This is a genomic window from Mycobacterium sp. (assembly GCF_019243155.1).
In the GTDB taxonomy this organism is placed as follows: domain Bacteria; phylum Actinomycetota; class Actinomycetes; order Mycobacteriales; family Mycobacteriaceae; genus Mycobacterium.
The window spans coordinates 1-12240 of sequence record NZ_JAFAUS010000195.1 but is presented as its reverse complement, the minus strand read 5'-3'; the positions used below and the strand labels follow the sequence as shown (position 1 = coordinate 12240).

Genomic DNA, 12240 nt, shown 5'->3' with positions numbered 1-12240 from the left:
TCGGTCGAACTGATCACCTACGCCATGCAGATGGCCGCGGACCGGCAGCAGAACCCCGGCGAAGACATCGTCACCAAGTTGGTCGAGGCCGACGTCGACGGCCACAAGCTCTCCGATGACGAGTTCGGTTTCTTCGTCATCCTGCTGTCCGTGGCCGGCAACGAGACCACCCGCAACTCCATCACCCAGGGCATGATGGCCTTCACCGACTTCCCCGACCAGTGGGAGCTGTACAAGCGGGAGCGTCCCATCACGACGGCCGACGAGATCGTCCGGTGGGCCACCCCGGTGACGTCGTTCCAGCGCACCGCCCTGGTGGACTACGAACTGTCCGGCGTTCAGATCAAAAAGGGCCAACGCGTCGTAATGGTCTATCGCTCAGCCAATTTCGATGAGGAAGTGTTCGACGACCCGTTCACCTTCAACATCCTGCGCGACCCCAACCCGCACGTGGGGTTCGGCGGTACCGGCGCGCATTACTGCATCGGGGCCAATCTGGCGCGGATGACGATCGACTTGATGTTCAATGCGATCGCCGACGCCATGCCCGATCTTAAATCGGCCGGCAAGCCCGAGCGGCTGCGGTCGGGCTGGCTGAACGGAATCAAGCACTGGCAGGTCGACTACCACACCAACGGGGCAGCGAATTGCCCTGTAGCGCATTAGGCTACGGCCATGCCGTCTCATAAAGCAGTGCACGTCAAGTCCGCGGGCGGGTCACTCGAGCTCGCCGAGGTCGAGACCCAGCCGCCGCCCCGCGGCGAGGTACGCGTCAGCGTCGCCGCTTGTGGCATCTGTGGCACCGACGCTCACTTCGTCGCGGGTGCCTTTCCCGGCATGTCATGGCCGCTGACCCTTGGGCATGAGATCGCCGGAAAGATCGCCGAAGTCGGCGATGGCGTGGAGGATTTCGAGGTTGGTGACCGCGTTGCGATCGGCTGGTTCGGTGGCAACTGTAACCACTGCACGCAGTGTCGCAAGGGCCAGTTCATCCACTGCTTGAACGGCAAGGTTCCGAGCTGGCACTACCCGGGCGGCTACGCCGAATCGGTCACCGCTCCGGCCACGGCGTTGGCCCGCATCCCCGACGAGTTGTCCGACGCCGAAGCCGCCCCGATGGGTTGCGCGGGCGTCACTACATACAACGCGCTGCGGCACACCAAGGCGTTGCCCGGCGACCGGGTGGCGATTCTCGGTGTCGGCGGGCTCGGCCACCTCGGGCTGCAGTTCTCCCGGGCAATGGGTTTCGAGACGATCGCGATCAATCGCGGCACCGCCAAGAAGGAGGACGCGCTGAAGCTGGGTGCGCACCACTACGTGGACGCCAGCGACGGCGACGTCTCAGAGTCGTTGAACGACCTTGGCGGGGTCGCGGTGGTGCTGGGCACCGCGGGCGCCTCCCAGGCGATGGCCGCGACCGTCGGCGGCCTGCTGCCCCAGGGTGAACTGATCACCATCGGCGTCACGCCCGAACCGATGCCGATCAGCCCGCTCCAGCTGATCACGCCCGGGCTCAGCATCATCGGTCATCCGTCCGGGACCGCCAGCGAGATCGAGGACACCATGCAATTCGCCGTCCAGGCGGGTGTGCGGGCGTGGATCGAGGAGCTGCCGCTGGCCAAGGCCGCGGAGGGCTACGAGGCCTTGGAGCGCGGGCGGGCACACTACCGCACCGTGCTCACCATGTGACCCCCGCCAACAGCGTGGTGTGGACACTTAGCGCGGCCGACGGCGAATTGCTGCTTCGGACTGGCGTGGCGGGCCGGGCTGCCAGAATGGGCCATCGGCTCATTATCTCGATGAACCGTTGGCAGGCCTGTGTCGATTGGGCGGGTGACGAACCGGTCAGCGTCGAGCTGGTCGTCGAGGTCGATTCTTTTGGCGTGCTGCGCGGCGAGGGTGGCATCACTGGACTGTCCGGCCCGGAAAAAGCCGTGGTGAAGGCGAACGCGTTGAAGTCGCTGGACGCCGGCCGCCATCCCGAGATCCGCTTCAGAGCCGAGACCATCGAGAAGACCGGGGACGGATACCGTCTCACCGGGCAGCTGCAGATTCGCGGAAGATCGCGCGAGCATGTAATCGACTTGCGCACAGAGGATTTGGGCGACGCGTGGCGAATGTCGGCCGAATCCTCGGTTCGGCAAACGGATTACGGCATCAAGCCCTACTCGTTGCTGATGGGCTCGGTCCAGGTCGCGGATGACGTGTCGGTTTCGTTGAGCGCGGTTCACGCCAAGGACGACTGATCTCCACCGGGCGTTCGGCCCGGCGCGTGTACCCTCGGGTACAGCTCGTTAATTCCGCTAAGTATCTACTTTTCTGTTTTCTGAGAGGGCCGAGATGCCACGCACAGACAATGATTCATGGGACCTGGCCACCAGCGTAGGGGCGACCGCGACCATGGTCGCCGCCGCCCGGGCGGTGGCCTCCAAGGCCGAAAAGCCTTTGATCAGCGATCCTTTCGCCGAGCCCCTGGTGCATGCGGTGGGAATCGAATTCTTCGCACGCTGGGTCAACGGTGACGTTACCGCGGCCGACGTCGACGTCGCCGAGGAGGCCTGGGGGCTGCAGCGGATGGCCGACCTGATGAGTGCCCGGACCCGCTACTTCGATTCGTTCTTTGCCGACGCGACGGCGGCGGGCATTCGCCAGGCCGTCATCCTCGCGTCCGGCCTTGACGCGCGCGGCTACCGGTTGCCCTGGCCCGACGGAACAACGGTGTTCGAAATCGATCAGCCGTTGGTCATCGAGTTCAAGAAGACCACGCTCGAGGGCCTGGGTGCGCACCCCTCGGTCGAGCTGCGCCCGGTTCCGATCGACCTGCGGCACGACTGGCCAACTGCGTTGCGGGAAGCGGGTTTTGACGCGGCACGGCCCAGCGCCTGGATCGCCGAAGGCCTGCTCGCGTTCCTGCCGCCGGACGCCCAAGATCGGTTGCTGGACAACATCGCCGAACTCAGCGCCCCCGGCAGCCGACTGGCGGCGGAGATCTTCGCCACCGCGCCCGATGTCAACGGAGAGCAAGCGCCGGACCTGTTGCAGACCGCAAGCGATCGGTGGCGGGCGCACGGATTCGACATCGAGCTGTCCGACCTGCGCTACGACGTCGAACGCAACGACGTTGTGACATATCTGGACAGCCACGGTTGGCACAGCGTCAAGGTGAAACTGAACGACTTGTTGGCAACCCACGGGCTACCCGTAATACCCCAAACCCAGGTCAATGCCGGGTTCTTGGAGAACTACTACTGCACGGCTGTCCGGCGCGGTTGATCAGGGCTGCGACTCGGCCGGCGGGTGCGAGCCGGCCGAGTCACCGACGTCGCCGGGAATGTGTTCGAGCACCCTGGTCAGGTACGGCTGACGGTTGCCGGAGTCCGGTTGCTGCTCGGCGGGAACGCGCGGTTGCTCTTCGGGAACGCTCGGCTCTGCGACCGGCTCACCGGTAGGCGCTTTGGCCTGCGGGGTCAGTGGCGCGGCCGCCGGGGGCGGCGCCACGGCCTCGGCGATCTGGGGCATCGGTGAATGCGTCACGTGGCGCGCCGAAGCGGGTTTCGCACTGGCCGGACCGAATTCGATACCGACGGCCAGCGACAGCGAGCACACGAAGGTGACCGCGCCGGCGGCCAACGCCGTCGCAGCTCCCGCGTAGGACAACTGCCGCTGACGCGCGGGAGTCGGCACAGGTTCGCTGCTCGCCTCCACCACCAACTGCTCGTCGGTGAACTCGGTGCTCTGCGCCGCGGACAGCGCTGCGCCCCGCGCGATGGTCACCTGCGCCATCGTCTGCACGAAAACCGGTACCGGCAACGTCTTTTCGAGCTGCCACGAGAAGCCGTCGATGTCGTTGTGCGGCCCGACGACGACCACCCCGCCCGGCTGCCAGCCGTTGCGCTCGAACATGCCGGTCAGCCAGCGGCTCAGACCGTCGAAGCCGCCGCGGACGTGCTTGGTGGCCGTCTGGGTCTCCCCGTCGTGGGTATCGACCATGACGACGGTCGTCCCGTCGTTCTCCAGAACGCAGACGGCCGTCTGCTCGTAACCGATCACGGGGGCGATCGCCAGCGCCAACGTCTCGACCGCCTCGAGGAATCGCACCGGCACGACGTTGTCGAAACCGGCGTCGGTCAACGCTTCCAAGAGCAATGCGGCCTGCGCGGCCGCCTCGTCGTTCCACGTCACTCCGATGACGCGCAGCCGCTGCTCGCTTTCAACGGCCAGCGCGTCGACCCGCAGAACCTCGTCTGCCACTTGCTCCGCGGTGTTCACGGCGCGCACGCCGCGGCCGCCATGTAGCTCCAATTCCTGGTGGTCAAGGATGGTGCCGTCTGCGCTGTGCCCTTCTGCGAGGACCCACCCAACGGTGGTCGGCGTCACGGATAGCCCTAGAACCGTGTCCAAGTTTGTGCCCCAATCGGTCCCGGACCTCCGATGCCCTCAGTACCACCGACGCGCACCAAGAAGCGCTGGTGCGGTGATTCGTGAGAGCCGGAACAGACCCGAGATAGCCTGGTCTCCATCGGCTTGCTTCGAGAGAGCCTACGCGGTCGATGCAAGTTCGGCTGCCCCGGTCCAAGATCGTTCAACATCTGTCCGACGACGCGCCAGGCAACGGGTACCGGCAGCAAACGGCGGCGCGTTGCTGGTCTCGATCGTGCGACGCGACGGGTTAGGCGCGGCTTCCAATCGGTGTCGCCGTTCGACCCCCCTTTTATTGCGGCGGTGCCTTGCTTGCGCGTTGCGGCGCCACGAAATCATGCCCAGGGCATGGTTATCGGTGCGTTATATAACGCCGCGTATCTCACGGGCAGTTCCGGGCCGCCCCGCGCTCAATCGCCCGCCTACCTGGGGTTTTCCCGGGCGCGGTCGCCGCGATGGAAGCCGGCGGCGAAAATTCTTAGTTAAATGCCGATATGAAACCGAGACGCGTTCGCGTCCTGATCGACATTTGGCCTATTTTCCCGGTAAATTCCAGCCTGAGACCGCCATCACATACGACAAGGGGCAGGTATGAGTGATCTGAGCGAGATGGTCCGGGCCTGGGGGCGCCGGCTTTTGGTCGGTGCAGCGGCGGCGGTCACGCTGCCAGGTCTGATCGGTCTTGCCGGCGGCGCGGCAACCGCAGGGGCGTTCTCGCGCCCGGGTTTGCCCGTCGAATACCTGCAAGTGCCATCCGCGGGTATGGGCCGTGACATCAAGGTCCAATTCCAGAGCGGCGGCAGCGGTTCCCCCGCGGTGTACCTGCTGGACGGGTTGCGAGCTCAGGATGACTACAACGGCTGGGACATCAACACACCCGCATTCGAGTGGTACTACAAGTCGGGGCTGTCGATCGTGATGCCGGTCGGCGGCCAGTCCAGCTTCTACGCCGACTGGTATCAGCCCGCGTGTGGTAAGGCCGGTTGCTCGACCTACAAGTGGGAGACCTTCCTGACGAGCGAACTGCCCGGGTATCTGGCCTCCAACAAGAGCGTCAAGTCCAACGGCAGCGCTGCGGTCGGTATCTCCATGTCCGGCTCCTCAGCGCTGATCTTGGCCGTGAACCATCCGGCACAGTTCATCTACGCCGGCTCGCTGTCGGCCCTGATGGACCCCTCGCAAGGGATGGGGCCCTCCCTGATCGGTCTCGCAATGGGCGATGCCGGCGGCTACAAGCCCGACGCCATGTGGGGTCCGTCGAGCGATCCGGCGTGGCAGCGCAACGACCCGACGCTTCAGGTCGGGAAGCTGGTCGGTAACAACACCCGCCTCTGGATCTACTGCGGTAACGGCACACCGTCGGAGCTGGGCGGGGCCAACATGCCCGCCGAGTTCCTGGAGAACTTCGTGCGCAGCAGCAACCTGAAGTTCCAGGACGCCTACAACGGTGCCGGTGGCCACAACGCGGTGTTCAACTTCAACGCCAACGGGACCCACAGCTGGGAGTACTGGGGAGCCCAGCTCAACGCCATGAAGCCCGACCTGCAGGGCGTCCTGGGTGCCTCCCCGGGCGGCGGCGGATAACTCCCCCGCTCGCTTGACGTTGCTACTGCGCCTGACGACAAACCGTCAGGCGCAGTAGCGCGTTGAGGGACGTCAACGGGCCCGGGCGAATTGGTCGGTGATGTCGATCCACGCTGTCGTGTCCGCGCGATGGTCATTCGTGTTCCGGCACTCGCCGTGCGCCCGCAGCACGCCGCGACCGGGGTCATCGTCCTGGCGATAAATGATCACCGTGACGCCATCCCGGACGAAGCTGTTGGCGAACGCGTGATTGTTGGGCGGCAGTCCCTCGGTCCAGCCGTGGCCGACCAGTGTCGCCGCGATCGCCCCGAAATACGTCGCCGGCTGCGTATCGGTGGGCAGTGAAAAGGTCAGGTAGATCGCACCCTGGTACGGCGGTTCGTTCTGGTTCGTGCAGGACATCAGCATGTAGCCCGCCGACGACGCCTGCAGCTGGGCGAGGCTGACGATGTCCTTGACCGGATCGACGACCTGACCCTTCGACTGATTGTCGTCGAGCGGATGGGCGGGATGGTCAAGGGCGTCGGACGACTGGAGGCGGTCCACCGCGAGGTACGCACCACCCAGCATCAGCGGAATCGCCAGCGCGGCAGCGATCAACACGCGAATACGCTTCGAGCGCAACCGCTCTGGAGGCTTCCCGGCGATCCGGACCGGGCGGCGATTCTCGGCACTGGACGGCATCAGCAAGCCACGCTAACCCCGAACGGGCCCACGTCGACCGCAATCACGCCAGAATCATTGTCATGGCGAACGGCGGACTGGCGGCGCGGTGCGGCGGCGTTCTGGGTACGTTGGCAATGCTCGTCGCGTCGCCGGCTCATGCCGACAATGTCAGCCCGCTGACCGAGCTGGTCGATGCCGCCGCGCAACGGCTGCAGATTGCCGAGCCGGTTGCCGCCTATAAGTGGAATGCGCACGGTGCCATTGAAGACCCGGGCCGCGTCGAGCAGGAATTGGGCAAATTGCGTGCCGACGCCGACGGCCGGCACGTCGACCCCGACTACGTCGCTCGGGTCTTCGGCGACCAGATCAACGCCACCGAAGCCATCGAGTACAGCCGCTTCGCCGATTGGAAGCTGAACCCCCGGCAGGTTCCGGCGGCTCCACCCGACCTGTCGGCCTCGCGGTCGGCGATCGACACCCTCAACCAGACGATGTTGGGCCAGCTCGCGGCCAACTGGGACGTGTTGCGCTCGCCGGCCTGCGCTCCCCAGCTCGACGCCGCCAGGACCGGCGTCGTGCAGGGACGTCAGCTCGACGGGCTTTATCAGCAGGCTCTGTCGTTGGCGACCCAAACATATTGCCAGCAATAATTTATTTTTTCCTCACCAATTCCTAAGCCTGGCAATTAGCAGCCGATAATGCGATTTCCGCAGATAGATGGCCTATATCGCGGCATTTTCGAATAGGTAACGCTTTGGCCACAGGGCCCGAAATGCTTGACATGAAGGTTCTCTGCAAGTCTCTCGTCAAGTGGTTGGTGATTGGCGGGTTCGTTGCAGCGTTGATGGCTTCAAACCCAGGCGTGGCGGGCGCGGCCACCACTCCCAACTGGGATGCGATCGCGCAATGCGAATCCGGTGGTAACTGGCAGGCCAACACCGGTAACGGTGAATACGGTGGGCTCCAGTTCAAACCGGCGACCTGGGCCCGCTACGGCGGTTACGGCAACCCCGCGCAGGCAACGCGGGAAGAGCAAATCGCCGTGGCCAATCGGGTTTTCGCCGAAGAAGGCGTCGAGGCGTGGCCGAAGTGCGGCGCCCAGTCGGGCCTCCCGATCGGTTGGTACTCGCACCCGGCACAGGGCATCAAGCAGATCATCAACGGCCTCATCCAGGCGGCCACCCCGCACTGATGATCAACCCGCGTCGGTCTATGACCGAGCAGGAAGCTGTGTTTGGATCAGCCCATGGAAGGTTCGTCGACCGTTCATATGGCGGCGCCCGCGGGCAAGATCTGGGACGTGATCGCGGACGTTCGCAACATGGGCCGTTTCTCTCCGGAAGTGTTTGAGGCCGAGTGGCTGGGCGAAGCGAATGGCCCGGCCCTCGGCGCCAAATTCCGCGGTCATGTTCGACGCAATGAGATCGGGCCCGTGTATTGGACAACCTGCGAAGTCACCGCGTGCGAACCCGGCCGCGAATTCGGATTCACGGTTCTGCTCGGCGACCGGCCGGTGAACAACTGGCACTACCGGTTGGCCCGCAGCGGCGGCGGCACCGACGTGACCGAGTCGTTTCGCCTCAACCCTGCGCCGTGGCTCGGCGTGTACTGGTTATTCGGTGGCTTCCTGCGCAAGCGCCGCAACGTGCGTGACATGACGAAAACGCTGAACCGCATTAAAGATGTGGTCGAGCGGGCCGACGCCCCGTGAAATCGGTTTTCATCACCGGCGCGGGCAGCGGCATGGGCCGCGAAGGCGCAAAGCTGTTCCACGCCAACGGCTGGCGGGTCGGCGCCGTGGACCGCAACGGCGACGGCCTGGCGACGCTGAACGATGAATTCGGTGCCGAACGGCTGTGGACCCGCGCGGTCGACGTGACCGACAAGGCCGCCCTCGACGGCGCCCTGGCGGATTTCTGCGCCGGCAACCCGGGCGGCGGGTTGGACATGATGTGGAACAACGCAGGCATCGGCGAATCGGGCTGGTTCGAGGACGTGCCCTACGAAGCGACCATGCGCCTCGTCGACGTCAACTACAAGGCCGTGTTGACCGGCGCGTACGGCGCACTCCCCTACCTCAAGAAAAACCCGGGCAGCCTGATGTTCTCGACCTCGTCGTCCTCGGGCACCTACGGCATGCCGCGCATCGCCGTGTACTCATCCACCAAGCACGCGGTCAAAGGCCTGACCGAGGCGCTCAGCGTCGAGTGGCACCGCCACGGTGTACGGGTGGCCGATGTGCTGCCCGGCCTGATCGACACCGCCATCCTCACCACAACGACCAACCATTCCGACGACGCCGCCAAGAAGATGTCGGCTGAGGAACTGCGCGCCACCGCGCCGAAGAAGGGCATGTTGCGTCTGATGCCTGCGTCCAGCGTGGCCGAGGTGGCGTGGCAGGCCTACCACAACCCGAAGCGGCTCCATTGGTATGTGCCGAAGAGCGTTCGGCTCATCGACCTGCTCAAGGGCCTCAGCCCAGAGTTCGTGCGGGCCCGCATGCTCAAAGCCCTGCCCAGGCTGACGCAGGACTCGCGGTGATGGAGGTGAACCGGTGCGCAGGCGTTTGATCGCGATCGCCGTCATCCTGGTGGCCGGTGCCGGCACGGCCGGCTGCGGGCACGCGCAGACCACGCCGCTAAAAGCCGCTCGTGTGACCATCGACGGCAGCAGTCACACGGCCCGCCCACCCGCGTGCCACCAGGACCAGCTGTATCGGACCATCAACATCTCGGACCGCGACGGAGGGGTGGAAGCGGTGGTCCTGATCAGTGGGTACCGGGCCATTCCGCAATGGGTGAAGATCCGCAACGTCAACGGATTCACCGGCAGCTTCTGGCAAGGCGGCGTGGGAGACGCGCAGGCCGACGTCACCAATGACGCGTACACCATCAGCGGCAGTGCCTACGGCATCAACAGCAGCAGTCCCGACAAAACGGTGACCGCAGACTTCAGGATCACCGCCGAATGCTGACTCCCCCACGCCTGCGGGCCTAGGCTTGGTGACGATCGGCTGATCGATGGGGAGGGCCAGTGAAGGAAAAGCTGCACTGGTTGGCGATGCACGGGTTTTTCCGGGGCGCCGCGGCGATCGGGGTCCGGCGGGGTGAGGTCAATTCCCGATTGATCGCCGACCCGCGGGTGAGGGCGGACCCCGTGCCGTTCTACGACGAAGTGCGGGCCCACGGCGCGATGGTGAAGGGCCGCGTCAGCTATCTGGTGGTCGACCATGCGCTCGCCGGTGAGCTGCTGAGGTCGGACGACTTCCGCGTGGTGATGATGGGCTCCAACCTGCCACGAGCATTGGGATGGTTGGAGCGCCGAACCCGCGATGACCTTTTACATCCCTTGCGGCCGCCGTCATTGCTGGCAGTCGAGCCGCCGGACCATACGCGTTACCGCAAGTCGGTGTCGGCGGTGTTCACACCGAGGGCGGTCGCTGCCCTGCGTGATCGAGTCGAGCAGACAGCCGTTGGCCTGTTGGACCGGCTGGCCGAAGACTCCGGCGTCGTCGACATCGTCCCGCGGTATTGCTCTGAACTTCCCGTACAGATCATCAGCGACATCCTGGGTGTGCCCGACGAGGATCGCGGGCGCGTGCTCGAATTCGGTGAACTCGCGGCGCCGAGCCTGGACATCGGATTGCCTTGGCGGCAGTACATCAGCGTGCAGCGAGGGATCGCCGGATTCGATCTCTGGCTGACCGATCACCTCCGGAAACTGCGGCGCACCCCCGGCGACAATCTGTTGAGCCAACTGATCCAGAGGGCTGAAAGTGGTTCTGCCGAAACATATCTCAGCGAGACCGAGCTGATGGGAATTGCCGGGCTGGTATTGGCCGCGGGCTTCGAGACCACGGTGAACCTGTTGAGCAACGGGATTCGAATGTTGCTGGATGCACCCGAGCACCTAGAAGTGCTGCGCGAACGTCCCGAGTTGTGGTCCAACACCGTTGAGGAGATCCTGCGACTGGAACCGCCGGTACAGCTCACCGCACGGGTCGCGTTGAAAGACGTCGAGCATCCCGCCGGGCGGATCGACCGCGGCGAGCTGGTGGTGGTCTATCTGGCTGCCGCGAACCGGGATCCGTCCGTGTTCGACGATCCACACCGTTTCGATATCGAACGTTCCAATGCCGGAAGGCATCTGGCGTTCTCCGCCGGTCGGCACTTCTGCCTGGGGGCGGCGCTTGCGCGGGCCGAGGGCGAAGTCGGGCTGCGCACACTCTTCGAGCGCTTCCCCAACGCGCGCGCGGCGGGCGCCGGAAGCAGGCGCGACACCCGGGTCCTGCGGGGGTGGGCATCGCTCCCGGTGCTTTTAGGCCCGCGGTCGCTGGCTCGCGTCGACGGCTAGGTGTCCGCCCCGGGTGAGCCTTTTCGCCAGCGGATCGCGTACACCGCGACAATGATCACCGCGGGCAACGTGCCTGTCGCGAAAATTGCTGCTTGCCAAGGCCATCCGATCGCCTGGTCGCCCAGCTGCTCGCTGTGGAAGACTTCGGCGCCGTCCGCTGTTCTGGCGGTGCAGCCGCGAGTCTTCGCCCACCACGCGTCGTGCAGCAGCTCGTAGCCGCGGCTGTTAGCCCACTGGTGGCAATCCTGGCTGACGCCCCAGAACCCATAAGCGATCGCGCCGCAGCCGCCGGCCAGGATTGCGCCGAGCGCGATCGCAATCAGAATCTTTACCCGCGCGCTCATCGGCGATTCACCGCAGCCTCTGTCGTATTGACACCCGTGGTGCAACGGAGTTTATTTGCCGTTATGACAGAGGGTTCTACGATCACGGTTGAAGATGTCGTCGTCGGGTTATGGCAGGCGCTTTCGCGGCGAGACTGGAATGCCGTCAAATCGTTTTTGTCTTCGGACTGCCTCTACGTTGATATGCCGGTGCCGGCATTGGCTGCGCGTGGTCCCGACGACATCGTCAAACGCCTCAAAATGGGGCTCGAGCCACTGGCGGGCTACGAAAACCACGACGGTGTGCTGGTGTCCAACGGCTCCGACGTGATGTATGAGCACTCGGAAACGTGGACATTCGCCACCGGCGAGCAAGGTGTGCTGAGATTCGTGACGGTACACGAGGTCGTGGACGGCAAAGTCACTGTGTGGAAAGACTATTGGGACTTCAACAGCCTCGTCGGCTTTGCGCCTCCCAATCACTTCGAAGGCTTGACAACCGGCGACACCAGCTGGGTTTTTGACGCCACCAACTTGGTCTGACTCGTCGTTCGCGGCGCCATTCGCACATAAAAGTATTAATACCTGCGGTACCGTTTATGCCGCATTATTGCTCTGTACATTTGGCGCGGAGAAATTACAATTACTGGTTATGGCAAATCGAATGGCCAGAACGATAGCCGGAGCGTGTGGTGGGGCCGCTGTGCTCGCCTTGGTGCTCAGCGGCGTTGACGGCGCCGGCGTGCAACGAACCGTCGCGGACCCGTCGCCGACCGTGGCCCCGACGCCCTCATCGCCGGACGACGAGTGCTGCGATCCGGCCCAAGGCCAGGTCCAGCCCCAGGCCCAAAGAAGCCACTTGGGCTGCATAATCGGTCTGAACTGTGGGCAGAAA

Annotated in this window: 16 protein-coding genes; 13 read left to right on the top strand and 3 right to left on the bottom strand. The window is 64.7% G+C overall.

Annotated features, from left to right (window positions below; genetic code table 11):
- The 4 genes from JOZ00_RS09660 to JOZ00_RS09645 all read left to right on the top strand — a co-directional run.
- Positions 1 to 666: cytochrome P450 (locus JOZ00_RS09660; protein ID WP_293343057.1), on the top strand; the 666-nt coding region annotated here is incomplete at its 5' end.
- A gap of 9 nt (positions 667 to 675) precedes the next feature.
- Positions 676 to 1689, top strand: a complete 1014-nt coding sequence (locus tag JOZ00_RS09655; protein WP_293343054.1) for an alcohol dehydrogenase catalytic domain-containing protein — start codon at positions 676 to 678, stop codon at positions 1687 to 1689.
- 17 nt (positions 1690 to 1706) lie between these two features.
- Positions 1707 to 2246 (top strand): YceI family protein, encoded by a 540-nt coding sequence (locus JOZ00_RS09650; RefSeq protein WP_293343066.1) that lies wholly within the window; start codon positions 1707 to 1709, stop codon positions 2244 to 2246.
- Positions 2247 to 2340: 94 nt separating this feature from the next.
- A complete protein-coding gene (locus JOZ00_RS09645; RefSeq protein WP_293343051.1) occupies positions 2341 to 3273 on the top strand; it encodes an SAM-dependent methyltransferase in 933 nt (310 codons plus the stop codon).
- Here JOZ00_RS09645 and JOZ00_RS09640 read toward each other — a convergent pair whose 3' ends face one another.
- Entirely contained in the window at positions 3274 to 4401 is a 1128-nt protein-coding gene (locus JOZ00_RS09640) for a hypothetical protein (RefSeq protein WP_293343049.1), read from the bottom strand.
- 609 nt (positions 4402 to 5010) lie between these two features.
- Between JOZ00_RS09640 and ag85B the strand changes: the two genes are divergently transcribed.
- Positions 5011 to 6003, top strand: a complete 993-nt coding sequence (ag85B, locus tag JOZ00_RS09635) for a diacylglycerol acyltransferase/mycolyltransferase Ag85B (protein WP_293343046.1) — start codon at positions 5011 to 5013, stop codon at positions 6001 to 6003.
- A gap of 72 nt (positions 6004 to 6075) precedes the next feature.
- On the opposite strand, the gene JOZ00_RS09630 is transcribed toward ag85B, so the two are convergent.
- Positions 6076 to 6687: a hypothetical protein gene (locus tag JOZ00_RS09630; protein WP_293343043.1), complete on the bottom strand. Its 612-nt coding sequence runs from the start codon at positions 6685 to 6687 to the stop codon at positions 6076 to 6078.
- A 62-nt stretch (positions 6688 to 6749) separates the two neighbouring features.
- Between JOZ00_RS09630 and JOZ00_RS09625 the strand changes: the two genes are divergently transcribed.
- The 6 genes from JOZ00_RS09625 to JOZ00_RS09600 all read left to right on the top strand — a co-directional run bounded on the left by JOZ00_RS09625 (position 6750) and on the right by JOZ00_RS09600 (position 11022).
- Positions 6750 to 7319: a chorismate mutase gene (locus JOZ00_RS09625; RefSeq protein WP_293343040.1), complete on the top strand. Its 570-nt coding sequence runs from the start codon at positions 6750 to 6752 to the stop codon at positions 7317 to 7319.
- A gap of 104 nt (positions 7320 to 7423) precedes the next feature.
- Positions 7424 to 7861, top strand: a complete 438-nt coding sequence (rpfC, locus tag JOZ00_RS09620; RefSeq protein ID WP_293343037.1) for a resuscitation-promoting factor RpfC — start codon at positions 7424 to 7426, stop codon at positions 7859 to 7861.
- A gap of 36 nt (positions 7862 to 7897) precedes the next feature.
- The gene (locus tag JOZ00_RS09615) at positions 7898 to 8380 is read left to right on the top strand and encodes an SRPBCC family protein (protein ID WP_293343063.1); all 483 of its coding nucleotides are present in this window, start codon (positions 7898 to 7900) and stop codon (positions 8378 to 8380) included.
- Positions 8377 to 9210: an SDR family oxidoreductase gene (locus JOZ00_RS09610; protein ID WP_293343034.1), complete on the top strand. Its 834-nt coding sequence runs from the start codon at positions 8377 to 8379 to the stop codon at positions 9208 to 9210. Before JOZ00_RS09615 ends, JOZ00_RS09610 begins: the two co-directional genes overlap by 4 nt.
- Before the next feature lie 13 nt (positions 9211 to 9223).
- Positions 9224 to 9643 carry a lipoprotein LpqH gene (locus JOZ00_RS09605; RefSeq protein ID WP_293343031.1) on the top strand — a complete coding sequence of 140 codons (420 nt, stop codon included), beginning with the start codon at positions 9224 to 9226 and terminating at the stop codon, positions 9641 to 9643.
- Positions 9644 to 9702: 59 nt separating this feature from the next.
- Positions 9703 to 11022 carry a cytochrome P450 gene (locus tag JOZ00_RS09600; RefSeq protein WP_293343028.1) on the top strand — a complete coding sequence of 440 codons (1320 nt, stop codon included), beginning with the start codon at positions 9703 to 9705 and terminating at the stop codon, positions 11020 to 11022.
- Here JOZ00_RS09600 and JOZ00_RS09595 read toward each other — a convergent pair.
- Entirely contained in the window at positions 11019 to 11366 is a 348-nt protein-coding gene (locus JOZ00_RS09595) for a hypothetical protein (RefSeq protein ID WP_293343025.1), read from the bottom strand. The genes JOZ00_RS09600 and JOZ00_RS09595 overlap by 4 nt on opposite strands.
- 63 nt (positions 11367 to 11429) lie before the next feature.
- On the opposite strand from JOZ00_RS09595, the gene JOZ00_RS09590 reads away from it, so the two are divergent.
- Both JOZ00_RS09590 and JOZ00_RS09585 read left to right on the top strand, forming a co-directional pair.
- Positions 11430 to 11888 (top strand): limonene-1,2-epoxide hydrolase family protein, encoded by a 459-nt coding sequence (locus JOZ00_RS09590; RefSeq protein WP_293343060.1) that lies wholly within the window; start codon positions 11430 to 11432, stop codon positions 11886 to 11888.
- Between the two features lie 109 nt (positions 11889 to 11997).
- A partial coding sequence (locus JOZ00_RS09585) for a hypothetical protein (protein ID WP_293343022.1) occupies positions 11998 to 12240 on the top strand: 243 nt, incomplete at its 3' end.

What these genes read in the sequence shown, in the direction of transcription:
- ag85B (WP_293343046.1), top strand. Translation starts at nt 5,011, where the DNA reads ATGAGTGATCTGAGCGAGATGGTCCGGGCCTGGGGGCGCCGGCTTTTG.
- JOZ00_RS09590 (WP_293343060.1), top strand. Translation starts at nt 11,430, where the DNA reads ATGACAGAGGGTTCTACGATCACGGTTGAAGATGTCGTCGTCGGGTTA.
- JOZ00_RS09595 (WP_293343025.1), bottom strand. Translation starts at nt 11,366, where the DNA reads ATGAGCGCGCGGGTAAAGATTCTGATTGCGATCGCGCTCGGCGCAATC.
- JOZ00_RS09655 (WP_293343054.1), top strand. Translation starts at nt 676, where the DNA reads ATGCCGTCTCATAAAGCAGTGCACGTCAAGTCCGCGGGCGGGTCACTC.
- JOZ00_RS09630 (WP_293343043.1), bottom strand. Translation starts at nt 6,687, where the DNA reads ATGCCGTCCAGTGCCGAGAATCGCCGCCCGGTCCGGATCGCCGGGAAG.
- JOZ00_RS09645 (WP_293343051.1), top strand. Translation starts at nt 2,341, where the DNA reads ATGCCACGCACAGACAATGATTCATGGGACCTGGCCACCAGCGTAGGG.
- JOZ00_RS09625 (WP_293343040.1), top strand. Translation starts at nt 6,750, where the DNA reads ATGGCGAACGGCGGACTGGCGGCGCGGTGCGGCGGCGTTCTGGGTACG.